Source organism: Rhizobium sp. WSM1328 (assembly GCF_057653715.1).
In genome coordinates this window covers 628632-651955 of the sequence record NZ_CM172788.1, presented here as the reverse complement: position 1 = coordinate 651955, position 23324 = coordinate 628632, and the positions used below count along the sequence as shown (strand labels likewise).

Annotated in this window: 21 protein-coding genes; 14 read left to right on the top strand and 7 right to left on the bottom strand. The window is 61.9% G+C overall.

Annotation, left to right across the window (positions count from 1 at the left end):
- Window positions 1-71 precede the first annotated feature (71 nt).
- Entirely contained in the window at window positions 72-1355 is a 1284-nt protein-coding gene (locus AC2444_RS03130; RefSeq protein ID WP_012756313.1) for a D-alanyl-D-alanine carboxypeptidase family protein, read from the bottom strand.
- Window positions 1356-1605: 250 nt separating this feature from the next.
- On the opposite strand from AC2444_RS03130, the gene AC2444_RS03125 reads away from it, so the two are divergent.
- Complete coding sequence (locus AC2444_RS03125; RefSeq protein WP_012756312.1) at window positions 1606-2643, top strand: polysaccharide deacetylase family protein; 1038 nt, start codon at window positions 1606-1608, stop codon at window positions 2641-2643.
- Between the two features lie 5 nt (window positions 2644-2648).
- Here the strand turns inward: AC2444_RS03125 and pdxH are convergent, their stop codons facing one another.
- The gene (gene pdxH, locus AC2444_RS03120; protein WP_012756311.1) at window positions 2649-3269 is read right to left on the bottom strand and encodes a pyridoxamine 5'-phosphate oxidase; all 621 of its coding nucleotides are present in this window, start codon (window positions 3267-3269) and stop codon (window positions 2649-2651) included.
- 65 nt (window positions 3270-3334) lie between these two features.
- Here pdxH and AC2444_RS03115 point away from each other — a divergent pair, with 65 nt between their 5' ends.
- From AC2444_RS03115 to AC2444_RS03100, 4 genes are all read left to right on the top strand, one after another.
- The gene (locus AC2444_RS03115; protein WP_012756310.1) at window positions 3335-3793 is read left to right on the top strand and encodes an RT0821/Lpp0805 family surface protein; all 459 of its coding nucleotides are present in this window, start codon (window positions 3335-3337) and stop codon (window positions 3791-3793) included.
- A 265-nt stretch (window positions 3794-4058) separates the two neighbouring features.
- A complete protein-coding gene (locus AC2444_RS03110; protein ID WP_012756309.1) occupies window positions 4059-5276 on the top strand; it encodes a J domain-containing protein in 1218 nt (405 codons plus the stop codon).
- Window positions 5277-5397: 121 nt separating this feature from the next.
- Window positions 5398-6216, top strand: a complete 819-nt coding sequence (gene fabI, locus AC2444_RS03105; protein ID WP_012756308.1) for an enoyl-ACP reductase FabI — start codon at window positions 5398-5400, stop codon at window positions 6214-6216.
- Between the two features lie 23 nt (window positions 6217-6239).
- On the top strand, window positions 6240-6830 hold the full coding sequence (locus AC2444_RS03100; RefSeq protein WP_012756307.1) for a histidine phosphatase family protein: 591 nt from the start codon (window positions 6240-6242) through the stop codon (window positions 6828-6830).
- Window positions 6831-7128: 298 nt separating this feature from the next.
- On the opposite strand, the gene AC2444_RS03095 is transcribed toward AC2444_RS03100, so the two are convergent.
- A complete protein-coding gene (locus AC2444_RS03095; RefSeq protein ID WP_003569889.1) occupies window positions 7129-7389 on the bottom strand; it encodes a DUF1344 domain-containing protein in 261 nt (86 codons plus the stop codon).
- Between the two features lie 256 nt (window positions 7390-7645).
- Between AC2444_RS03095 and AC2444_RS03090 the strand changes: the two genes are divergently transcribed.
- The 3 genes from AC2444_RS03090 (at window position 7646) to ribB (ending at window position 13262) form a co-directional block, all read left to right on the top strand.
- Window positions 7646-10825 (top strand): bifunctional diguanylate cyclase/phosphodiesterase, encoded by a 3180-nt coding sequence (locus tag AC2444_RS03090; protein WP_012756305.1) that lies wholly within the window; start codon window positions 7646-7648, stop codon window positions 10823-10825.
- Window positions 10826-11048: 223 nt separating this feature from the next.
- Window positions 11049-12146, top strand: coding sequence for a chorismate synthase (aroC, locus tag AC2444_RS03085; protein WP_012756304.1), 1098 nt, complete (start codon window positions 11049-11051; stop codon window positions 12144-12146).
- 12 nt (window positions 12147-12158) lie between these two features.
- Window positions 12159-13262: a 3,4-dihydroxy-2-butanone-4-phosphate synthase gene (ribB, locus tag AC2444_RS03080; protein ID WP_012756303.1), complete on the top strand. Its 1104-nt coding sequence runs from the start codon at window positions 12159-12161 to the stop codon at window positions 13260-13262.
- 183 nt (window positions 13263-13445) lie between these two features.
- Here the strand turns inward: ribB and AC2444_RS03075 are convergent, their stop codons facing one another.
- Entirely contained in the window at window positions 13446-14636 is a 1191-nt protein-coding gene (locus AC2444_RS03075; protein ID WP_128449647.1) for a winged helix-turn-helix domain-containing protein, read from the bottom strand.
- A 346-nt stretch (window positions 14637-14982) separates the two neighbouring features.
- Between AC2444_RS03075 and AC2444_RS03070 the strand changes: the two genes are divergently transcribed.
- From AC2444_RS03070 to AC2444_RS03045, 6 genes are all read left to right on the top strand, one after another.
- Window positions 14983-15657 carry an energy-coupling factor ABC transporter ATP-binding protein gene (locus tag AC2444_RS03070; protein ID WP_012756301.1) on the top strand — a complete coding sequence of 225 codons (675 nt, stop codon included), beginning with the start codon at window positions 14983-14985 and terminating at the stop codon, window positions 15655-15657.
- Entirely contained in the window at window positions 15657-16265 is a 609-nt protein-coding gene (locus AC2444_RS03065) for an energy-coupling factor transporter transmembrane component T family protein (RefSeq protein WP_012756300.1), read from the top strand. Before AC2444_RS03070 ends, AC2444_RS03065 begins: the two co-directional genes overlap by 1 nt.
- Window positions 16266-16289: 24 nt before the next feature.
- Window positions 16290-16853: a biotin transporter BioY gene (locus tag AC2444_RS03060; RefSeq protein WP_012756299.1), complete on the top strand. Its 564-nt coding sequence runs from the start codon at window positions 16290-16292 to the stop codon at window positions 16851-16853.
- Between the two features lie 114 nt (window positions 16854-16967).
- Window positions 16968-17501, top strand: a complete 534-nt coding sequence (locus AC2444_RS03055) for a GXWXG domain-containing protein (protein WP_017993153.1) — start codon at window positions 16968-16970, stop codon at window positions 17499-17501.
- 129 nt (window positions 17502-17630) lie between these two features.
- Window positions 17631-18422, top strand: coding sequence for an alpha/beta fold hydrolase (locus tag AC2444_RS03050; RefSeq protein ID WP_012756297.1), 792 nt, complete (start codon window positions 17631-17633; stop codon window positions 18420-18422).
- A complete protein-coding gene (locus AC2444_RS03045) occupies window positions 18419-19558 on the top strand; it encodes a PAS domain-containing sensor histidine kinase (RefSeq protein WP_012756296.1) in 1140 nt (379 codons plus the stop codon). The genes AC2444_RS03050 and AC2444_RS03045 overlap by 4 nt, the downstream gene beginning before the upstream one ends.
- 151 nt (window positions 19559-19709) lie before the next feature.
- On the opposite strand, the gene AC2444_RS03040 is transcribed toward AC2444_RS03045, so the two are convergent.
- From AC2444_RS03040 to AC2444_RS03030, 3 genes are all read right to left on the bottom strand, one after another.
- Window positions 19710-19925 (bottom strand): hypothetical protein, encoded by a 216-nt coding sequence (locus AC2444_RS03040; RefSeq protein ID WP_128449648.1) that lies wholly within the window; start codon window positions 19923-19925, stop codon window positions 19710-19712.
- Window positions 19926-20092: 167 nt separating this feature from the next.
- Window positions 20093-21637, bottom strand: a complete 1545-nt coding sequence (locus tag AC2444_RS03035) for a methionine--tRNA ligase (protein ID WP_012756295.1) — start codon at window positions 21635-21637, stop codon at window positions 20093-20095.
- A 275-nt stretch (window positions 21638-21912) separates the two neighbouring features.
- Complete coding sequence (locus AC2444_RS03030; RefSeq protein ID WP_012756294.1) at window positions 21913-23259, bottom strand: SLC13 family permease; 1347 nt, start codon at window positions 23257-23259, stop codon at window positions 21913-21915.
- Between the last annotated feature and the right edge of the window lie 65 nt (window positions 23260-23324).

Sequence of the window (23324 nt, the reverse complement as noted above, 5' to 3'; positions counted from 1 at the left end):
TTTGTTTATGGAGGAGACGCTGATTCCCAACAATTGTCCAGAACGGGATTGCCCAGAGTGCCGGGCGGCGATCAGCCGCGATCCGGCAGCAGCATGCAGTCATAGGAGCGCTGCTTGAGCGCATCGCAGGCCGAGACGGCGGCATCCTTGCTGGCGAAGCCGACGAAGCGGGCGCGATAGATCTTGTTGGCCCCCTGCCCGACCGCCTCGGTATAGGGCGAAGCTGACACGAGCGGCGCGCCGGCTTCGGACTTTGCCTGGGCGAGAAGCGCACGCGCCGCATCGGCGCTGGGAGCGGCCGAGATCTGGATCTGCCAGTCTCCATTGGTCTTCTCTGCTGATGTCTTCGGCGTCTTGCCGGCGTTCAGGATCTCGTCCATCGCGACCGGACGTTCCAGCGGCACGACGGCGTCATCGGCATAGGCCAGGCTTTTCGCAGCGAGATCGTCGACTTGCCGCGGTGCGTTGAACGGCACCGGAACATCGGAAGCGTCAGCGGCGGAGGCGACTTCGACCGTTTCTTTCGCCCCGACGCTCGCCACCAGCCTTGCGCCGCCGGAAGACGAGGCGCGGCCGAGATAACGGTCGAGCAAACCAGCCATCTTGGCGTCGCGGCTGCGGGCAGTGCGGCCGCCGAGCACGACGCCGACCACGCGGCGGTTGCCGTCTCTGACGGCACTGACGAGGTTGAAGCCGGACGCATTGGTATAACCGGTCTTGATGCCGTCCATGCCCTGATAGCGGTACATGAGATTGTTGTGACCGCGCACCGTCCGGCCGCGGAAATTGAAACTGGCCGTCGAAAACAGCCGGTATTCGTTCGGATAGTTCTTCATCAGCGCGATGGCGAGCGTCGACATATCCCGCGCCGTCGTCACCTGACGGCCGTCCGGCAGGCCGGATGCGTTGACGAAGACGGTGCGGCTCATGCCGAGCTGGCGGGCTTTGGCCGTCATCACCCGGGCAAAGCCGCTTTCCGAGCCGGCGAGCTTCTCACCCATGGCGGAGGCGGCATCATTGGCCGATTTGACGATCATGCCATAGACCGCCTCGCGCACGGTGATCGTGCCGCCCGCCTTGACGCCAAGCTTGGTCGGCGGCCGGGAGGCGGCGTATTTCGACATCTTGATCGGGGTATCCCAGGCGATCTTGCCGCGTTTCAACGCCTCGAAGGTGAGATAGAGCGTCATCATCTTCGTCAGCGAGGCCGGATGGTTCAGCGTATCGGCGTTTTCAGCGGCGAGAACCTTGCCGGTCCGGGCATCGAGGATTAGCGAAGCGTTGCCGGCAAGAGCCGCAAGAGGCGCCGAAACGGCAAGCGTTACGGTCAAAACAGCCGCCCAAAGCTTTCTCATGCACTTCCCCTCATATGCTGGCCCTGATGCGCAGGCCCTTCATGCATTGGCCCGCGATAGGATCGGCGTTTTGTCCCGTAATGTGACAGAAGCCGTAAGTTTGGCGCGACTTTGAGGCAACGCCTATCATTTTTCTAGTCTTTTCATCGTTTTGGTTAACAGGAAATCAAAGACCTGTGCTGAACCGGGATTCAGCAAGGCTTAAGTCGCACTTGCTAGTTTCCGGAAAAGGCAGGGGACGGGGCGCCGCATGACGGGACAATTCAAGCGATTGGGCAAGCGACTGGCGATCGGCGCCGGGCTCGAGTTTTCCTGGCTGCTGGCCTCGGCCGGGCTGATGCGCGAAGCACGCGGGCGCGGCGTGGTCTTCACGCTGCATCATGTCCGCCCGCACGTGGCCGAAGCCTTCGAGCCGAATGCGCATCTTGAAATCACCCCGCGGTTTCTCGACGTGGCGCTGCGGCGGCTGAGGCGAGAGGGCTATCGCTTCGTGCCGCTCGCCGAGGTGCCGGCGCTGCTGGCGGAGCCGGAAGGCGCAAAGCCTTTCGCGGCCTTCACGCTTGACGACGGGTACAACAACAATCTGGAACATGCGCTGCCGGTGTTCGAGCGGCATCAGGCGCCGTTCACGGTATTCGTCGCCAAGGGTTTTGCCGAAGGCTCTCACAGCATCTGGTGGGAAACGCTGGCGATCCTCCTGCGCCGGGCGGCCGAAATCCGTTTCGATTTCGGCCGCGGCATGGAGCGCCTTGTGCTCGATAGCCCGCAACAGCAATGGCACGCCTTCGATCGCTTTGCCGCCTACGTCCACCGCTCCGACGAGGCGCGCGCCGTTGCCGCCATCGATCTGCTGGCGCGCGAAAACGGCATCGAGCCGACGGATATCGTCCGCGAACTGGTAATGGGCCCTGGCCAATTGCAATGGCTGGCGGCACATCCGCTCGCAACGCTCGGCGCCCATACGATCAGCCATCGGGCGCTCGCCCGGCTGCCGGAAGCCGAAGCGCGAATCGAAATGCAAGCTTCGGCGGATTACCTCGAGGCGGTGACCGGTATTCGTCCCGAGACGATCGCCTATCCTTACGGCACGCCTGCGGCTGCGACCGCCCGCGAGGCGCGCATCGCTCGCAATCTCGGCTTTACCCTTGCGGTCACCACGCAGCCCGGGTTGCCGGCAGCGAAGCTGACCGGCTATCTCCCGCGCATTTCGCTCAACGGATTCTACCAGAAGCGACGTTACGTCTCGGCTCTCGCCTCCGGCATACCGCTGAAGATGATGGGCCGATAAGCCCGTTACGGATACATCCGGACCTTGTCCCATTCACCTTCCGGTGATGGCCGGCGGAATTCGACACGGTCATGCAGACGGAATTTCTGGTCCTTCCAGAATTCGATCGAGGTCGGCCGGATGCGGAAGCCCGACCAGTGGGCGGGGCGCGGAATCTCGCCGATGGCATAACGCGCGGTATATTCGGCCACCGCCTTTTCCAGCGCGAAACGGCTTTCCAGCGGACGGGATTGCTTAGAAGCCCAGGCGCCGATGCGGCTGCCGCGCGCCCGCGTCTTGAAATAGTCGTCCGCTTCGGCATCGGTAACGATCTCGACGGGGCCACGCAGCCTCACCTGGCGACGCAAGCTTTTCCAGTGAAAGCACATGGCAGCCTTTTTCTGGCCAAGAATTTCGCGGCCTTTCTGGCTCTCGAAATTGGTGTAAAAGACGAAACCGTCATCGTCGAATCCCTTCAGGAGAACCATGCGGACATTGGGAAGACCATCCTCATCGACCGTTGCCAGCGCCACCGCATTGGGGTCATTGGGCTCGGAAGCCTCGGCTTCTTTCAGCCATTCGGCAAAGAGCTTGAAGGGTTCGCCACTTTCGGTAAAGTCACCGCTTGTTAACTCGTTTGCCGACATATTGGTTCAAATGCCCCGGATTATTCAAAACTCGCCCAGCTTTTGATAACTGGACAGGATGCAGGGTGGAAGTCATAACAAAGTCATCTCGCCATACAAAGGGCCTGCGGCGACGCAGCCGCGCGTTGTTTGTCATCGGCACCGCGATGTTGTCGCTTTCCGGCTGCGTCGGCGGCGGTATGGATTTCTTGAGTGACGCCAAGGTCGACCGGTCGGTGGCAACCGGCACCGTGCCGCAGACGCCGCCGAGCACCGACACGCTTTCCGACGAAATGACCGTGCGCAACGCCGTGACCTCGGCCGACGTGCAAAGGCTCGAGGGCCAGCCGCTTCCCTGGGCGAACGCATCGACGGGCAGTGCCGGCGTCATCGATACGATCGTCGAGAACAATGAGTCCGGCCAGGTCTGCCGCCAGTTCCGTACCACCCGGCATTCCTATGTCGGCATCGCCAAATTCTACGGCAAGACCTGCCTCGTCGGCGGCGGCAACTGGCAGCTTCTGAGCTTCCAGCCCGAGAGCTGATCCTCCCAAACTATTACAGCGTCCCTTTGCGCGTTCGAAAAGACGCGCAGCGCCGTCACCAACAGGTTAACGCGCGACCGCTTTCTGCCGAATGCTTAGCAAAGAGCTAACCATTTACCGCGAAACACCCCACATCTCTGCCCAGAAATAACAAGTGATTAGCAACTCCGCCGCAGGATCGGCGTTGAGAGTGGCTGTTCCTGCCTTTGTGGCGGGTGGCGCTACACACGTTTTATTGGACGGGGATGCCGGGCAAGGACGAGGCTTGCCGCATCGCAACACCGGCGGTTTTAACATGCGCGATCCTTATAAAATTCTGGGCGTCAAGCGCGACGCGGCAGTAGACGAGATCAAGGCGGCTTGGCGCAACATGGCCAAATCAGCCCATCCCGACCACAATCAGGACGATCCGACGGCGACGGCCCGGTTCGCCGAGATCGGCCGCGCCTATGAAACGCTGAAAGACCCGCGCAAACGCAGCCTGTTCGACAATGCCCTGCGGATGGCCGAAGCCAAGAAACACGAACAGACGATCATGCAGCAGCGCCAGGCCGCCCGCGAGGCGGCCGTGCGCGCCAAGGCGGCACAGGCCAATGCCGAGCGCGTGATGGAAGAGCTGGCGCGCGCCGCCCAGAAGGCTGCCGCCGACGGCAACAGACAACAGGCAGGTTCCGTTGAGGCCGCCGACGAGATGGTGGATCGCATTTTCGGTGCCCAGGCCCGGGCTGCGGCCGGCGGCCAGGCGCAGGCTCGCGCCCAGCAGGCGCAATATCAGCAGGCGCAAAATCAACAGACCCAAAACGCCCAGGCCGATCCCGGCAGGCGCATGGATGGCGATGCCGCCGAGGCCGAGGTCAAGGGCGATGAGGAATCGGGCGAAGTTGGGCCAAATGCCGCCGCCAACCTGTCGCTGCCGCTCAGCATCCTGACAAACCTGGTGCGCCGTTTCACCGGCGCCAAGGATACCGGCCTGGACAAGGCACCGGATGAGGTGACGACGGCGACGGTCACGATCGACGACGTGTTGAAGAGCGGCTGGATCACCGCGTCGCTGCCGGAGGGCCGCGAAATCGGCTTTGCATTGCCGGCAGGCACGACCGACGGCCACGAGGTGCGGCTTAAGGGACAGGGCTTCAAACTGCCGGGCATGCAGCGCGGCGACGCCGTCATCAACATTCGCATTGCGTCCGATCCGCGCTTCACCGTCGACGGTTTCGATCTGCACGCCGTGCTGCCGCTCAGCATCGAAAATGCCGTGCTCGGCACCGAGGCGCGCATCGAAGGACCGAGCGGGCCGCTGAACGTGACGATCCCCGCATGGTCGGGCTCGGACAAGACGATTAGAATTCCCGGCCAGGGATTGCCCCGCGAAGAGGGCGGCAGAGGCGATCTGGTCGTCGAATTGCGCATTATCTTGTGGGAAAAACCCGACGACAAAGTCACCGATCTCATGCGGAGCATGCGCGAAGGCCTGTTCCTATGAAATTTTTATGACATTCGCACCCTTTATTACGATCCCTAACAGTTGATGATCCCGGCCAAGCTTGAACCGATTAACGGCCTATGCCATAGGCAGGATCGATCAGAATCCTAGGGAGCGAAATATGGCTCAAGCATCCGGCCTCATGGCAGGCAAACGCGGCGTCATCATGGGTGTCGCCAACAATCGTTCGATTGCGTGGGGTATTGCCAAGGCCATTCATGCGCACGGCGGAGAAGTTGCGTTTACCTATCAGGGCGATGCGCTGAAGAAGCGTGTCGAGCCGCTCGCCGCCGAAATCGGCGCGACGCTCGTCGGCCACTGTGACGTCGCCGATGAAGCCACCATCGATGAGGTTTTCGCGAACGTCGAGAAGCTGTGGGGCAAGATCGATTTCCTCGTGCATGCGATCGGCTTTTCCGACAAGGACGAGTTGACCGGCCGCTACGTCGACACCTCGGCCGACAACTTCGCCAAGACGATGCAGATCTCCGTCTATTCCTTCACCTCGGTCGCACGCCGCGCCGAGAAGCTGATGACGGATGGAGGCGCCATGCTGACGCTGACCTATTACGGCGCCGAAAAGGTGATGCCAAACTATAATGTCATGGGTGTCGCCAAGGCCGCGCTCGAAGCCAGCGTCAAGTATCTCGCCGTCGACCTCGGACCGCAGAACATCCGCGTCAATGCCGTCTCGGCCGGACCGATCAAGACGCTTGCCGCCTCCGGCATCGGCGATTTCCGCTATATTCTGAAGTGGAACGAATATAACGCGCCGCTGCGCCGTACCGTCACCATCGAGGAAGTCGGCGATGTCGGCCTCTATCTCCTGTCGGACCTGTCGCGCTCCGTCACCGGCGAAGTGCACCATGCCGACAGCGGCTATCATGTCATCGGCATGAAGGCGGTCGACGCGCCCGACATTTCCGTCATCAAGGACTGATTTCTCCATATGGATGCGAGACCGTGCTTATCTATGTGATCAGACACGGCCAGACCGCCTGGAATGCCGAGCGCCGCCTGCAGGGTCAGAAGGATATCCCGATGAATGCCACGGGCCTGGAACAGGCCCGGCAGAACGGCATCGCGCTTGCCGAGATCCTCGGCGACACGGTCGACCAATTCGATTTCGTCGCAAGCCCGCTGCAGCGCACGCGCGCGACAATGGAAATCATGCGCATTGCCATGGGCTTGCCGCCGCTTGCCTATCGCACCGATCCAAGGCTGGTGGAAATTTCCTTCGGCGACTGGGAAGGCTCGACAATCAAGGAGCTGAAGGCGACGCAGCGCGAGCGGGTGGCGGAACGCAATGCCTCCAAATGGGATTTCATCCCACCCGGCGATGATGCGGAAAGCTACGAAATTCTCTCCTGGCGCACTGGCTCATGGCTGAACTCGGTCGATCGTCCGACGGTCTGCGTCACCCATGGCGGTGTCATCCGCACGCTGTTCCAGGCGATCGCCGACCTGCCGAAAAGCACCGCTGCCGAAGGCGCCATCCCGCAGGACCGGATCATCCGGATCGAAACCACGGAGCGGACGATCGTCTGGCTGTAGGTATTGCAGGGCGCTAGGTCGGATTGGGGGTGCGAACGAGCTGTTCGGGCCTGTGCTGCCCAGGGAGATTGCCGGGACCAGCCCCTCATCCGGCTGCCGCCACCTTCTCCCCGCGCGCGGGGCGAAGGGGGATAGGCGCAACCTCTCGGTTCCTCGCTTACCTCTCGCAGGGCACGGCCCCTAGCCCCGTTTACGGGGGTCCGCAGGACGGGTCGAGACCAGTGGCTCGACCCCGGCAAGGTTGGGGTGAGGGGCAGCCACTGCGCGTACCTCACTCGATTATTCTCCAGAGAACTGCCTATTTAACGATGTCGAGATCGTTGATGACGCGTTTGCCGTCGACCTCGGTGTAGAAGACGATCACCTTCACGCCGGCTTCGAGGCCGTCGAAATTGAATTCCTCGGGCGCCTGATAGGTCTTGCCGTCATCGAGCGTCAGCACGAGGTTGGCCGTGTCGACCTTCTTGATCGTCGCCTCGACATCGGCGCTCTCGGCAAAACCGCTCATCGGTGACAGGAAACTTGCTGTTGCCAAAAGCGTGGCGACGACGAAACGCATGGCGACAATCCTTTTGAAACGCTGCACGATAAGCTGCACGAAAAAATGACTGGCCACAGATAAGCTCCTGAATATGGCGAAAATTGCCCGTAAGAAAGGCTTTTCCCGCCCAATTGATGAATAGGATTTTAAATATAATCAAGATGCCGCGTTAACCCGCGGTTTTTCCCTTCACACGATTTTTCGGCATCGCCGGCGGGCAATCGTAAATTAACCCGCGCGTCCTACAGTTGCTCGCCAACAGGGGAGTTTCATTTTGCTATCCAGGCTCAGCGACAGCAAGCAGTTGCGGCGCGTGTTGAAGAATACCCGCGTTTCGTTTCTGGTTTCGTCGCTCGTCGCCCTCGTCGTCATCATGGTCGGCTTCGGGCTCGACCGGGCCAATACTGCGTCTCATGTGCGCGAACTTCATATCCGCACGGAAAACGAGACCAACCTGATCCGCGCCCGGGTGATGGCCGAGATCAATTTGGACCTCAGCGTCGTGCGCGATCTGACGAACCTGATCTCCGTCAGCGCGGCCAACGGAGAGGAGATGGAGCGCCAGATCAACTGGCTGCTAATCCAGAACCCGTCTTTCATTCATATCGCCGTCGCGCCTGATTTCATCATCCGCGACATCCACCCACCGCAATCCGGCAATGAGCGGATCGGCCGCGACGTGCGCGAAACTCTCTTCTTTCGCCAAGTGATGACTGGCGCGGCCGGCGACCAGTCGGCGCGCTTCTACGGCCCGATCAGCACCGACGGCCGCGACGCCTTTGCCATCTTCTTCCCGGTTTACGTCAAGGAGAACGGCCAGCGGCGGATCTGGGGGGCGGTCGAAGTCGCCATCGACCAGCAAATGTTTTACCAGGCGACCGGGCTGATGCCGGCGCGCGACCGCGAAAACCGTGAGCGTTATCCGCATCTCGGCCATCTTTCGATCGCCATCCGCGATATCGGCGCGGCGGCCGCGACCAACGCCGCTTTGCCGCCGCCGTTCTTCGGTTCGTCCGATATCGATGACAAGAATCCGATGCGCCAGAAGATCGGCTTTGCCGGCGGCAAGTGGGAGCTTTCCGCGGTCCCTAATAGCGGCTGGAACGCGATACCCGAAAACCGCACCGAGCTGCGTCTGATCATCCTTGCCGCCGGCTTCATCATCATCGTGCCGATCTTCTTCGCGACCCTGTTGCTCGGCGAGCGCAATCGCAACATCACCGCGCTGGAGACCCGCGAGGCAAAATTGCTGGAACTGTCGCAGCGGCTCAACCTGGCGCTGGAATCCTCCAATATCGGCATCTGGGAGCTGGAGGATCATTCGAGCAGTCTGCTCTGGGATGCCCGTGCCGCGGCTCTGCACGGCAAAGCGGCGAAAGAAGGAAGCCGGGTGCTCGACGAATGGCTGGCGGCGATCCTGCCCGAGGATCGTGAAACTGCCGAAGTGCATTTCTTCAGCTGCAGCATTGCCGGCGTTGCCTGCACGGCGCAGTACCGCATCCTGCTTGGCAACGGCGGCATCCGCCATCTGCGCTCGGTCGGCGCCTTCTATACGGATGCAGCCGGCGTCAGCAAGACGATCGGCATCGTCTGGGACGTGACCGCCGATGCGGAGATCACCGACACGCTGCGCAAGGCCAAGGATATGAGCGAGGTCAAGAATGCCGAGCTGGAGCTGGCGCTTGACGAGCTCTCGAGCCGCGAGGGCGAGCTCGCCGAGCTTTCCAGCCGGCTCGACCTGGCGCTCAATTCCTATCAGTGCGGCATATGGGAGGCGCGGCCTGGCCTCGGCGGCTCGATCTGGAACGAGCGGATGCACGAACTCTATGGGCTTACACCGCGCAACGGCTTCATGACCGAGGAGATCTGGCTTAGCCGCATCCACCCCGAGGACAGGAGCCTGGCGCTCGAAAGCGCGCGTCACTTCAAGCACAACGGCGATACGCACACCCTCGTCTGCCGGGTGATCGTCGACGACGGCTCGGTGCGCTATGTGCGCTCGGTCGGCAAGGTCCACCAGACGGGGACTAGCGAGATGAAGATCATGGGCATCGCCTTCGACGCCACCGAAGACGTGCTGATGACGATCCGGCTGAAAGCCGCCAAAGACGATGCGGTCGCCAAGAATATCGAGCTCGAGCTTGTCAAAAACAGGATCGAGCACAATTCACTGCACGACCCGCTGACCGCACTCGCCAACCGCCGCAAGCTCGACATCGCGCTCGAAAGTCTGACCCATGACGGCCGCCAGCAGCGGCAGAAATTCTCGATCCTGCACATCGACCTCGACCGCTTCAAGGACATCAACGACACGCTCGGCCATGCCGCCGGCGATGCGATGCTGGTACACGCCTCGAAGGTGCTCGCCAAGAATGTCCGCGGCAGCGACATCGTCGCGCGCATCGGCGGCGACGAATTCGTCATCCTCGCCCTCGACGTCGGCGACAAGGAGATGGCGCAGCTTTCGACGCGGATCATCGAGGAAATGCGCCAGCCGATCGATTTCCAGGGTTTTTCCTGCCGCTGCGGCGTGTCGATCGGGATTGCGCTTGCCAACGGCATCCATGTCGATGCGCGCAAGGTGCTGATCAATGCCGATATCGCGCTCTACCGCGCCAAGAGCACGGGCCGCAACCGCTTCGAATTCTTCAATCACAATCTCCAGGCCGATATCATCAACACCAAGCGCACGGCCGACGAGATCCTCGCCGGCATCGACAATGGCGAATTCACCGCTTGGTATCAGCCGCAATTCTGCGCCCGGACGATGGAACTCACCGGCGTCGAGGCGCTAGTGCGCTGGAAGCACCCCTCCAAGGGGTGGCTCGCGCCTGACAAGTTCCTGCGCATCGCCGACGAGATCAATGTCGTGCAGATGCTCGACCGGATCGTGCTGGAAACTGCGCTGCACGACAAGATGCGCTGGACGGCGCGCGGCATTGTGGTGCCCAAGGTCTCTGTCAATGTTTCGGCCCGACGGCTGCATGACGGCAGCCTGCTGGAATCGCTCGCCGACCTGCATATCCGTCCGGGCGAGCTCTCCTTCGAACTGGTGGAATCGATATTCCTCGACGAGAGCGAGGACGTCGTCTCGCAGAATCTCGAGCGCATCAAGGCGCTCGGCATCGATATCGAGATCGACGATTTCGGCACCGGCCATACCTCGATCGTCAGCCTGTTGAAGCTGAAGCCGAAGCGGCTGAAGATCGACCGCCAGCTGGTGCAGCCGATCGTCAATGCCTCGCAGGAGCGCGCATTGGTCAGCTCGATCATCGAGATCGCCCGCTCACTCGGCGTCGAGACGGTGGCCGAAGGGGTGGAGACGGCAGCACATGCCGCGCTGCTGCGCGATCTCGGCTGCGACATCCTGCAAGGCTATGCCTTCTCGCAGCCGCTCTCCTTCGACGATTTCACCGCGGAAGCGACCGGAACGGGGTGGCGGCTGGCGTCCTGATCGCTGCCTGCCGATCGCCCTCGCCCTGCCCCCTCCCCGCCTGCGCAAAGAGAGTGGCGGCCGGATGCGCCGCCCATCCCCGACAACGAACGGAAACAGCATTCCCTGAGCTGCCGGTTTGGCGCAAAGAAAGGCTTTTGCCTCGGCGTTTTTTTGGCCTATGAGTGTCGCGCCTATTCAAGCAATGGCGCGACCGGCTTTGGCGCGCCACCGGTCGGAACACATGTCGCACAATACATTCGGTCACCTCTTCCGCGTAACCACCTGGGGCGAAAGCCATGGTCCGGCGCTCGGCTGCGTCGTCGACGGCTGCCCTCCGGGGCTCAGCTTCAAGCTCAAGGACCTGCAGGTCTGGCTCGACAAGCGCAAGCCCGGCCAATCCCGCTTCGTGACGCAGCGGCGCGAGGACGATCTGGTGAAGATACTATCAGGCGTCATGCTCGACGCCGACGGCGAGACGATGACGACCACCGGCACGCCGATCTCGATGCTGATCGAAAATACCGACCAGCGCTCCAAGGATTACGGCGAGATCGCGAAACAATACCGCCCCGGCCATGCCGATTATACCTACGACCTCAAATACGGCATTCGCGACTATCGCGGCGGCGGCCGCTCCTCGGCGCGCGAGACCGCTGCGCGGGTTGCCGCCGGCGGCATCGCCCGCCTTGTCGTACCAGGCGTTACCGTGCGCGGCGCGCTGGTGCAGATCGGCAAGTACAAGATCAACCGCCGCAACTGGGACTGGGACCAGGTCGATCAGAACCCGTTCTTCTCGCCCGATGCGGCGATCGTGCCGGTCTGGGAGGAATATCTCGACGGCGTCCGCAAGAAGGGCTCCTCGATCGGCGCGGTCATCGAGGTGATTGCCGAAGGTGTGCCGGCCGGCCTCGGCGCGCCGATCTATGCCAAGCTCGATCAGGACATCGCCTCGCTGCTGATGTCGATCAACGCCGTCAAGGGCGTCGAGATCGGCAATGGTTTTGCCGCCGCCGAAACGTCAGGCGAAGACAATGCCGACGAGATGCGCATGGGCAATGACGGCACGCCGATCTTCCTTTCCAACAATGCCGGCGGTATTCTCGGCGGCATCTCCACCGGGCAGCCGGTGGTGGCGCGTTTCGCCGTCAAGCCGACCTCCTCGATCCTGACCGAACGCCAGTCGATCGATGCGGAGGGCAAGAATGTCGATATCCGCACCAAGGGCCGGCACGATCCCTGCGTTGGCATCCGCGCCGTGCCGATCGGCGAGGCGATGGTCGCCTGCGCCGTCGCCGACCATTATCTTCGCGACCGCGGCCAGACCGGCCGTCTGAAATAGGAGCGCTCGCCCATGTCTTATGACCAGAAGCGCGTCGTCGACGCCATCCGGGCCTTCGAGGCCGGCGAGATGGTCGTCGTCATGGACGACAATGACCGCGAGAACGAAGGCGACCTGATCGTCGCCGCCGTGCATTGCACACCGGAGAAGATGGCCTTCATCGTCCGCCACACCTCCGGCATCGTCTGCGCGCCGATGCCGAAGGAAGAGGCCAAGCGCCTCAACCTCAACGCCATGGTGGCGGAAAACGATTCGGCCCATACGACTGCCTTCACCGTCTCGGTCGATTTCAAGCACGGCACGTCGACCGGCATCTCGGCAGACGACCGGACGCTGACGGTGCGCAACCTCGCCAATCCGAATGTCGGCGCTTCCGATTTCGTCCGTCCCGGCCACATCTTCCCGCTGGTTTCCCGCGAAGGCGGGGTACTGATGCGCTCCGGCCATACGGAAGCGGCCGTCGACCTCTGCAAGCTCGCCGGCCTGCCGCTGATCGGCGTCATCTCCGAGCTGGTCAACGACGACGGCACCGTCACGCGCGGCCCACAGGTGGTCGATTTCGCCGCACAGCACGGGCTGAAGCTCGTCTCCGTCGCCGACCTGATCGCCTATCGCCAGCGCAAGGAAACACTGATCGAACTCGGCACCAGCTTCGACATCGAGACACCGTTCGGCAAGGCCAAGGCGCATACCTATTCCCTGCCCTGGGACCCGATGCAGCATCTCGCCGTCGTCTTCGGCGATATCCGCGACGGCGTCGACATCCCGGTCCGCCTGCATCCGGAAAATGTCGCCGAGGATCTCTTCGGCAAGAACAGCCCGGTCGATTTCTACATGCAGAAGATTGCCGAGCAAGGCCGCGGCGTCATCGTCTATCTGCGCGAAGGCTCGGTCGGCGTCGGCCACCACGATAATGGCCGCAAGGCCCGCAACCAGGGCCGCGAAGCCCATGCCGAAGCCCAGACGCGCGACAGCGAATGGCTGGAAATCGGCCTCGGCGCACAGATCCTCAAGGATCTCGGCGTCAGCTCGATCAAGCTGCTCACCAGCCGCGAGCGCCACTATGTCGGCCTCGAAGGGTTCGGCATCAAGATCAGCACGACGGAGATCTGCTGAACGGGCGTGGGCTTGGACCCTCGCCATCCCTCATTCCTGTGCTTGTCACAGGAATCCAGCCACGGCGCGTCCGCGCCGTGAATGACTCATTTGCTTCTACGAAGAGAGTTTCCCGCACCCAAGGACTTGGGTGCGCTGGATCCCTGTGACAAGCACAGGGATGAGGGAGTGAGGGTAGTTCGACTATCCCCTCCACCCTTCCAGAAACACGACCTTCTCCACGCCGGCAAACCGCGCCAGCCGCTCCAACTCCGCTTCCAGTCTCTCCAGCCGCCCGGCCGACGGCTTCACACCGGGCTCCAGCCAGAGCCGCTTGACGTCGAGCGTCGATTTCTTCCGATCCGCCTTCATGTCGATGCGGCCAATCAGCCTGTCGCCTTCGAGCAGCGGGAAGACGTAATAGCCATATTCGCGCTTGGGCTCGGGCACGAAAATCTCGATGCGGTAGAAGAAGCCGAACGGGCGTTCGGTGCGGTTGCGGTCGCGGATCATCGGGTCGAAGGGGCTGAGCACGCGAATGCGCGGCGGAGCGCCGGGGTAAGTGTCGAGCGTCGAGAGGAAATCGGCAAAAGCCCAGGATGGGCGCGCCTTGCCGCCGAGCGCCGGTTCGATCAGCACTTCGATCAGTTCGTCGCGATGGGCTGATACCCAGGCCTTGGCCTCATCGGGCGAGACCAGGTTCCAGAAGGCCGATATCTCGCCATGGGTGGCGAAGCCGAGCCGGGTAAGCGCGCTGCGGCATGCCCAGTCGACGAATTCCTCGCGGCTCACCTCCGGCTCGCGGAACTCGGTCGGGATGACGCGCTCCGCCAGGTCATAGATCTTCTGGAAATTCGAGCGGCCGGCGATGGCGAATTTGCCGGTGTGCCAGAAGTATTCGAGCGCCGTCTTGTTCGGATGCCAGTTCCACCAGCCGCCGGAAACGTGTCCATCGGCCTTGATATCGCGTGAGAGGATTGCACCGTCGCGCTCAACGCGCTCATAGGTCTCCGCAAACGCCGCCTCGAACCCCTCGCCGCGCCATTTGCGCCAGCGTTCGATGAGCACCTTTTCCTGATGAAGGAACTTGTGCTTCCAATAGACGAAGAAGGCGCTCGGCAGGATGGAAGCATCATGCGTCCAGTGCTCGAACAGCGCGCCGTCCTTTTCGAGCAGCGCCGTCAGATGCTCGCGCCTGTAGGTCTGGTTGCGGGAAAACAGGATCTGATGATGCGCCCGCTCCACCGTCTGGATGCTGTCCACCTGGACGAAACCCAGTTCATGGATGAGCTGCAACAAGCCGGCCTTGGTCAAGGCGCGGTTCGGCGGAGCGCTGAGGCCCTGCTTGGCAAGGAAGACACGGCGGGCGTCGGAATTGGAAAGCAGATTCGTCATAGCTGCATCATAATCCGGAAAATCTTCCTAGCCACCCGATATCGACCCAATATCGACAGCAAGATTTGCGCTTTCATCATCCTCGATTCCCCGTGTAGAAGCACTGCTGTCAGGTTGGCGCCAATGGCTGCCCCTCACCCTAACCCTCTCCCCGCTCGCGGGGAGAGGGGACGTGCCCTGCGAGAGGTTGGTGGGGAATGGAGAGGTCGCGGTCTAACCCCTTCGCCCCGTTTACGGCGGTCCGAAGGACGGGTCGAGACGAGTGGCTCGACCCCGGCTGGTGCCGGCAGGCGGATGAGGGGCCGGTATCGGCAATCTCCTCCGGTGAAAAATGCGAGGGATTGGTTTGGATATTCGTTTCGAAGGCGCCGGGGTCAGTTTCGGGGCACGAGTGGCGCTGCAGCCGCTGACGCTTGACATCAGTGGGAAACGCATCGGCGTCATCGGGCTGAACGGTTCGGGCAAGACGACGTTTGCGCGGCTGATCAACGGATTGAACAAACCATCGGTCGGCCGCGTCACCGTCAACGGCCGCGACACGGGCGACGAGAAGACTGCGGTGGCCGATGTCGGCTTCATCTTCCAGTCGCCGCAGAACCAGATCATCCTGCCGATCGTCAAAGACGATATCGCCTTCGGGCTGAAGCGGCGTGGCTTCAGCAAGGCGGAGATCGAGGCGAAGGTCGAGGGCGTGCTGGCCCGCTTCGGCGCCGAGGCGCTGGCCGATCGGCGCGCGCACGAGCTTTCCGGCGGCGAGCTGCAGGTGGCGGCGCTCTGCTCGGTGCTGGCGACGGGGCCCGGCATTCTGATCCTCGACGAACCGACCAACCAGCTCGACCTCAAGAACCGGGCGCTGGTCGAAGGGATTATCGCCGGGCTCCCGGAAAGCGCCATCATCATCACGCATGATCTGGAGCTGATCGCCGATTTCGAGCGAGTGCTGCTGTTTCATGAAGGGCGGCTTGCCGCCGATGCACCGGCTGCCGAAGCGATCGCCCGCTACAAGGAGATCGCCGCCTGATGCAATCGCTCTATGTCGAAGGCAACAGCGTGATGCACCGGCTTTCGCCGCGGGTAAAGCTGTTGTCGCTAACGGTCTTCGGCGTCGTGCTGTTCATCAGCGGGAACCTCGTCTTGCTGTCGATCGCCGTGCTGCTGACGGCGGTTCTCTACCGGATGATCGGCCTGCCGTTTGCGGATGGGCTCCGGCGGCTGCGGCCGGTCTTCCTGACGATCGCGGTCGTCGCACTCTTCAACCTCATCTTCAATCCCTGGCAGGAAGCGCTCGTGCCCCTGCTGCGGCTGACGGCGCTGATGCTGCTTGCCGCCACCGTGACGGCGACGACCTCGATCACCGAGTTCATCGACGAGGTCACGGCGCTTGCCCGCCCGCTCGAACGCACCGGCTGGGTGCAGGCCGACGATATCGGCCTGGCGCTGGGGCTGGTGCTGCGTTTCGTGCCGGAGATCGTCGGGCGTTATCAGGCGATCCGCGAGGCGCATCAGGCACGCGGGCTGAAGGTGCGGCCGACGACGCTGCTTGCGCCGCTGATCATCCTGACGCTCAAGGATGCGGATAATATCGCCGCGGCGATTGACGCGCGCGGCATTCGGCGGCATGTGAGTTAACGATTGATAAATACGGAATTCATGATGAGCACTCGCGACCTCGTTCTTACCGCCCTCTTTGCCGCGATCATCGTGGCGCTTGGCCTGCTGCCGCCGATCTCGCTCGGCTTCATTCCGGTGCCGATCACCGCCCAATCCCTCGGCGTGATGATGGCCGGCGTCGTGCTCGGCGCCCGGCGTGGCGCGATTGCCGTGCTGATCGTGCTGGTGCTGGTGGCGATCGGCCTGCCGGTGCTTTCCGGCGGCCGCGGCGGGCTTGCCATCTTCGCGTCGCCGACGGCCGGCTTCCTGATCGGCTGGATCTTTGCCGCCTTCGTCACCGGCTATCTCAGCGAACGGCTGGTCAACCATCAGCAATCCGGCCTGGTGCAGACGGTGAGCTTCTTCCTCACCGCCATGGCCGGCGGCATCGTCGTGCTCTACGCCTTCGGCATCACCTATCTCGCCACCGTCGCCGGCCTCGGCTTCACGAAAGCCTTCGTCGGCTCGATGGCCTTCATTCCCGGCGATGTGATCAAGGCTTTCGTCGCAGCCCTGCTTGGCCGCGCCGTCATGGTCGGCTATCCCCTGCTGCCGTCGCGCGCCTGACGCATAGGCCGGTCTTGTCTGGCGAATACCCCAACGGCCCCTTCGGGGGCCGTTGCGCTTCCGACCGGTCCGCATGAACGGGAACTTTCCAAACCTTCTTTTCATTTTTCCACAATGAACGTCGTTGAAGGAGAAACCATGCGAGGCGACCAGGAGGAGATGGCTGCCTGGTTCCGCTCGCTGGAGCCCGTCCAGCCGAAGGACATGGTCGGCCTTTGGAGCGGCGTCGGTATTCAGTCGGGCCATCCACTGGACGGCGTGCTCGAGAATCTCAACTGGTTTGGCAAGCGCTTCCATTCCGACATGCGGGCGGACGCCCTGCTCTTCAACTGGAGACCGGGCCGGCTCGTGGCGATCGAGCCAAATTTCCTCCCTGTTGAGCTGGCGATCAAGATGGCGCCCCTTGGCCGGACGCTCGTCGCCCGCCACGGGTTCTCGTACCTGCAGAAGGTGCTTCGAGCGAGAGGCACGACCGCTTCGTTGCGGCTTCAGGCGCTCGACGGCATCGAAACGGCTGCGATGATCTACGACAAACAGCCGATCGTGGACTACTTTCGGAGGATTGACGATGACGGGATTGCCGGAATGATGTGCCTGCGCGGCGACCCTCGGCGATTCTTCTTCGAACTCCGGAAAGTGATGGACTAGGCATGCCGCAAATGGCCGGGCGGCTGCCTCGGGAAAATCGCGGCACAGAGCCATCGAACCGTTGCCGGGCTGATCTTTCCTCGATCCAAAACTGGCGGAACATGTTATGAAAGCAGGGAAGAGGGCGAGATGACCGTCATCGATCGAAATCATGTTCAAGTCCGGGGCGATGGCCAGCGTGCGATGATCTTTTCGCATGGATTCGGGTGCGACCAGAATATGTGGCGCTTCGTGGCGCCGGCTTTTGAGGCCGACTTCAAGACGGTGCTGTTCGATCATGTCGGCGCAGGACGATCCGATCTCACGGCCTATGATGCCCGGAAATATTCTTCATTGTCGGGCTATGCAGATGACCTCGTGGAAATTTGCCGCGCGCTCGGCCTGACGCAAACGGTCTTCGTCGGGCACTCCGTCAGCGCGATGATCGGCGTCATTGCGTCATTGGAGGCGCCGGAACTGTTTGAAAGCCTGATCCTTGTCGGGCCGTCGCCGCGCTATATCAACGACGATGACTATTTCGGCGGCTTCAGCGCGGCTGAGATAGACGAACTTCTCGAATCGTTGGACGACAACCATATGGGGTGGTCTGCCGCCATGGCGCCCGCCATCATGGGCAATCCGGATCGACCGGAACTCGGCGAAGAGCTGACTAATAGCTTCTGCCGCACCGATCCTGAGATCGCCAAGGCATTTGCACGGGTGACATTCACGTCGGACAATCGCAGCGACCTTCCTGAAGTCACCGCCAGAACGCTGATCCTTCAATGCCGCGATGATATCATCGCCTCTGAAGAGGTCGGCGAATTCGTCCATCGGCAGGTCCCAAACAGCCAATTGGTCGTGCTGAATGCGAGTGGCCACTGTGCCAACCTCAGCGCTCCCGACGAGGTCATATCTGCAATCCGGCGGTTCGTCCGATGACCGGTGCCGATACGCAAATCTTCATGCCGGCTGAGGACCTCGAGGACTTGTACGAAAACGCGCCATGCGGCTATCTTTCGCTGCAGCCGGACGGGCGCATCGTCAAGGTCAACCGAACGCTGTCGACCTGGATCGGCATCCCTGCCGAGCAACTCCTCGGCAAACGACTTCACGACCTGCTCAACACGTCGGGCCGTATATTCTACGAGACCCATTTTGCGCCTTTGCTGCGCATGCAAGGGTTTTTCAACGAGGTGGCCCTCGATCTTGTGACCGTGGACGGCAGAAAGCTGCCTGTGCTCGCCAATGCCGTGGAAAGACGTGCCGAAGACGGCGCCCTGCTTTTCACCCGCGTGACGATGTTCCAGGCTGCCGAGCGTCGCCGCTATGAACGGGAGCTGGTCGATGCGCGCACAGCCGCCGATGCTGCCGGCGCCACGATCAAATCCAAACTCGCCTTTGAACAGCAAACCGCCGAGTTGCGGGAAGAATTCATTGCTGTTCTCGGCCACGACCTGCGCAACCCGCTTGCCTCGATTGCAGCCGCGGCGCGCATGCTGCGAAAAGAGAAGCAGACCGATCGGGCGATTAAAGTGCTCGATTTGATGCAGGGCAGCGTCGTTCGCATGTCAGCCCTGATCGATAACGTCCTCGACTTCGCGCGCGGACGATTGGGTGGCGGCATCACGCTCGAGAGGCGGGCGGAGCATCTCGAGCCGCTCTTGCGGCAGGTCATCGAAGAACTTCGCTTCAGTCACCTCGACCGCGGGATTGAGGTGACGATCGAATTCGATGGGCCGATAAACTGCGACAGCGGCCGGATCGGCCAGCTGGTGTCCAATCTTCTGGGAAATGCCCTGACCCATGGCACACCGGACGAACCGGTGCGGCTCTCGGCGGCAACTGTCGACGGAAGGTTGGAGCTTTGGATCGCCAATGGCGGCGCTCCGATTTCCAGCGACGCGATGACACGGCTTTTTCAGCCTTTCTTCACAGGCGAAGCCGGCACAAGTCAAAGAGGATTGGGGCTGGGTCTGCACATCGCTTCGGAAATCGCCCGCGCCCACGGCGGGACGATCACGGTCAGTTCCGATGACAAGGAGACGCGCTTCACCTTTGTAATGCCGTTGGATTGATAGGGCCGCACAGCCGGCCAGCGTAAGCGGCTATTCCTTGCTGTCGGTGCGCGCCTGGCGCAGAAGCCGGTCGGCATCTCGCCCCGCCCGAAATCCGGGCAACAAAAAACCGCCTTGAGGCGGTCGGGCATTCTATCGATTTCAGTTTGATTTAGTCTCCTCCTCCACCATCTCCGCCACCGCCATCACAGCCGCCGTCGCCTGAGGCATCAAACCAGCCTCCACCTCCATCGCCTCCCGAATTGCCCCACCTGCGCTTGGTGTTTGCGGTGGTCTTGGTGGTGGCGCCTCTTTCTGCCCTTGCGATCAGCGCAAAGATCAGTGCGAAGCCTCCAACGAGCACGGTAACCACAAAAAATGTCTCCAATCAGTATCCTTTCGTTGTTTCGGGAAATCTCGTTTCCTGACTAAAATAATAGATTATTTTCCCGCTCCCGGAAATAGCCCGAATATGAAACTTTCATGACATGCCGGATCACGTCAAAACTCTGCGCTGCCTCAGTTGCAGCGCAGAGGATCTCGGGCTGGTCCCCTTTAAGCTGACGCTCTTTGCGGAAAGAGCACGGCTTGTGGGGCGGCTTTGACGTCCGTCACGATCAAGGGGTCCCGATAGAGGCGAGGAGACGGTATTCCCAGCCTGGAATGTAGCTTTGTGGCCGAGCTTGGCAGGAACGGCAGGAGGCAGCGGGCGATGATCGCAAGGCCGTAGACCTGCTCGGCCAACGAGGAGCCGAGACGGGCGGCGGTCGCCTTCCGATCCTCCGGCGTGAGATCGGCAAGCAGCGCTTTTGCATCCGCCCATGGTGCGCGTTTTGTAAACCGCCTGTTCGCCTCGCCGATGAATGCGAAAATATCGGCGAGGCCGACATGGAGCTCGTAGGCATCGAACGCTTCAGCCACCTTCGCCGGAAGGCGGGCAGCCTCCTCCACGAACGCGCTGTCCGGCACGGGCGGAACGATCCCGTCGAACGACGTGGACAGAAGCGCAAGCACCCGGTTGGCGAGATTTCCGAGCTGTCCTGCAAGTTCTCCCGACCATGCGGCTTCCAGACGCTCGGCCGAGAAGTCGCCATCGTCTGCCGAGCGTATATGCCGGAGCAGGTAATATCGCAGGGCGTCCGGCGTTGCGTAGGATTGGATGATGCGTTCCGGATCGATGCCATTGCCGGCCGACTTGCCGATCTTCTTGCCATCCACCGTAACGTAGCCGTGCACGAGGATCGACGATGGCGGCGGCAGGCCTGCGGATAACAGGATGGCCGGCCAGTAGATGGCGTGGAACTTGGAGATGCCCTTGCCGACGACGTGGATGCGTTGGCCCCCGTTCCAATAGCGCGGCAAGAGGGTTTCATCGGACCCGTGGCTGAGACCGGTGAGATAGTTCGCCAGGGCATCGAACCAGACGTAGACGACCTCATCTTCATCGGGCACGGGAACACCCCAGCCTCGCGCCCGCTCCGCACTGCGCGACACGCTGATGTCGGTCAGGCCGCGCCGCAACAGGGCAAGGACCTCGTTGCGCCGATGGGCCGGGACGATCCGAAGCTCGCCGCTCTCGACCAGCTCGATGAGCCGGTCGCCGTATCGGGAGAGACGGAAGAACCAGTTCTCCTCGCGGATGGTCTCAAGGGCAATGCCGTGTTCAGGGCAACGCCCGTCATCGAGTTCCGACGGCTCGTAGAATTGCTCGCAACCGACGCAATAGAGGCCCTCATAGGCCTTGCGATAGAGGTCGCCATGTCCGGCGCATGCCCTCCACAAGGCGTGGACGCAGGCGATGTGCCTCGGATCGCGCGACGTGCGGACGAATTCCTCGTTGGAGATATCGAGCAGGCCGCCAAGGCGCTCGAACCTGTCGGCGTTTGCGTCCACGAAGTCCTTCACGGGCAATCCCGCGGCTTCCGCCGACCTGACATTCTTCAGGCTGTTGTCATCGGTTCCGCACTGGAAGCGGACGTCCTGACCGAGAAGCCGGAAATGGCGGGCATAGGCATCGGCCTGGACCAGTTCGAGGGCAAAGCCGACATGCGGTGCGGCATTCACATAGGGGATCGAGGTGGTGATGTAGATCGTGTTCATCGGCGTTTCCTTTCGAAGGCTGTTTGCCCCGCGAGACGGATCGACCCATGAAAAGACCGCCTCGAGGGCGGTCGCTGGTGCATTCTGGACGCACGAAACCCGCCACGCTTATGAGCGCGGCATCATCATCACAAAGGTGCTGATCAGGGTGTTGTCCATGCAATTTTCCTAGCATCAAGAGCCGTTTCGGACAAGCGTACTCTTCGATCCGGATGCGTTGGCCGCAGCGATCCGGAACCCTGCAGCGGAAAGCGATGCTTCCTCGCAGCCCGCCGTCACACCAACCCGGACACGACGAACACAAACCAGGCGACGATCGGGCCGATGATCGCGATCAGGGCGCTATAGATCAGCAGCTGTCGAAGCACCTGCTCACGCCTGTCATCCGGCGCGTTGGCGACGACAAGCGCGCCATTGGTGGAGAATGGGCTGGTATCGACGATCGTCGTCGAGATCGCGATCGCCGCGACCACGCCGATGGCGCTGACGTGTCCTTGCAGGAGGAATGGAACGGCAAGCGGGATGATCGCGCCGAGCAGCGCGGTCGAGGATGCAAAGGCCGAGACGATGGCACCGGTAAAGCAAAGCAGGAGCGCCACCAGCAGCGGCATGCCGAGACTGGATATACCGTTCGCCACGTAGTCGACAGTCCCGGCCTTCTCCATGACGCCGACATAGGTGATGATGCCTGATATCAGCAGCACGGTCGACCAGCTGACCTTGTCGATTGCTGCCTTCTGAGTCTTCGGTGACAAGAGCGCCAGTGCGACAGCCACGGTCATGGCGACGAGGCCGACGTTGAACTTGAAGACCAGGGCGCCGATGCCGAGCGCCGTCAGGCCGATCAAGGTGGTAATTCTCTCATTGTTCAGGCGCAACGACGTCGCGGTATCAGCCGCCGTACCATAGGCATGCTCCCTGATCGGTTTTGCCGGCGTGCCACCGTGACCTCTGATCGACTCCGATACGCCCTCGGGATGCAGTTCGGGCAACGGGCCAAATGATGCGGGATCTTGCTTCATCACCCTTGCGCCGCCGAAAACGAAGAAGACCAGCACTGCGATCGCCAGGTTGAAGAAGAAGCTGGAGAGAAACAACGAGGTCGGCGCGAAAGGCAGGCCGGCCTTCGCAACGATCTGGTTGGTGATACCGCCATAGATGCTGATCGGCGAAAAGCCGCCCGCCTGCGCGCCGTGGATCACCATCAGGCCCATCATGACCGGGTGAATGCGGTATTGCACGGCAAAGCTCAACGCGACGGGTGCGAGAATGGCGACCGCGGCAGGTCCAAGCGCACCGAAACCGGTAATGATGGCGGCGACCAGGAACATCACCCAGGGAATCAAGCCGATCCGCCCGCGCACCAGGCGGACGGCACATTCGACGAGCCAGTCGATCGTGCCGTTGATCTGCGCTATGGCGAAGAGGTAGGTGACGGCGACGAGCGTCAGGAACAGATCACTCGGAAAGCCGGCGAAAATATCGCTGGTTTTCATCCCGATGATCATCGAGCCGAGCACGAAGGCGCCGGCAAATGCGAGCGCGCCCATGTTGATCGGCTGGATCGTCGCAATGATGAACATCGCGACCAGCAGGCCTATGGCCAATAGTTCAATACCCATGATTCCCCTCCCTCCGACGCCTCCAGCGCCGTAGTTGTTGTGTTCAAGATTGATGCGGGATGTCG

Excerpts from the sequence above, each read along its gene's own strand:
- AC2444_RS03130 (WP_012756313.1), bottom strand. The coding sequence starts at position 1,355 with ATGAGAAAGCTTTGGGCGGCTGTTTTGACCGTAACGCTTGCCGTTTCG.
- AC2444_RS03125 (WP_012756312.1), top strand. The coding sequence starts at position 1,606 with ATGACGGGACAATTCAAGCGATTGGGCAAGCGACTGGCGATCGGCGCC.
- pdxH (WP_012756311.1), bottom strand. The coding sequence starts at position 3,269 with ATGTCGGCAAACGAGTTAACAAGCGGTGACTTTACCGAAAGTGGCGAA.
- fabI (WP_012756308.1), top strand. The coding sequence starts at position 5,398 with ATGGCTCAAGCATCCGGCCTCATGGCAGGCAAACGCGGCGTCATCATG.
- AC2444_RS03095 (WP_003569889.1), bottom strand. The coding sequence starts at position 7,389 with ATGCGTTTCGTCGTCGCCACGCTTTTGGCAACAGCAAGTTTCCTGTCA.
- aroC (WP_012756304.1), top strand. The coding sequence starts at position 11,049 with ATGTCGCACAATACATTCGGTCACCTCTTCCGCGTAACCACCTGGGGC.
- ribB (WP_012756303.1), top strand. The coding sequence starts at position 12,159 with ATGTCTTATGACCAGAAGCGCGTCGTCGACGCCATCCGGGCCTTCGAG.
- AC2444_RS03075 (WP_128449647.1), bottom strand. The coding sequence starts at position 14,636 with ATGACGAATCTGCTTTCCAATTCCGACGCCCGCCGTGTCTTCCTTGCC.
- AC2444_RS03065 (WP_012756300.1), top strand. The coding sequence starts at position 15,657 with ATGCAATCGCTCTATGTCGAAGGCAACAGCGTGATGCACCGGCTTTCG.
- AC2444_RS03060 (WP_012756299.1), top strand. The coding sequence starts at position 16,290 with ATGAGCACTCGCGACCTCGTTCTTACCGCCCTCTTTGCCGCGATCATC.
- AC2444_RS03055 (WP_017993153.1), top strand. The coding sequence starts at position 16,968 with ATGAACGTCGTTGAAGGAGAAACCATGCGAGGCGACCAGGAGGAGATG.
- AC2444_RS03050 (WP_012756297.1), top strand. The coding sequence starts at position 17,631 with ATGACCGTCATCGATCGAAATCATGTTCAAGTCCGGGGCGATGGCCAG.
- AC2444_RS03045 (WP_012756296.1), top strand. The coding sequence starts at position 18,419 with ATGACCGGTGCCGATACGCAAATCTTCATGCCGGCTGAGGACCTCGAG.
- AC2444_RS03035 (WP_012756295.1), bottom strand. The coding sequence starts at position 21,637 with ATGAACACGATCTACATCACCACCTCGATCCCCTATGTGAATGCCGCA.
- AC2444_RS03030 (WP_012756294.1), bottom strand. The coding sequence starts at position 23,259 with ATGGGTATTGAACTATTGGCCATAGGCCTGCTGGTCGCGATGTTCATC.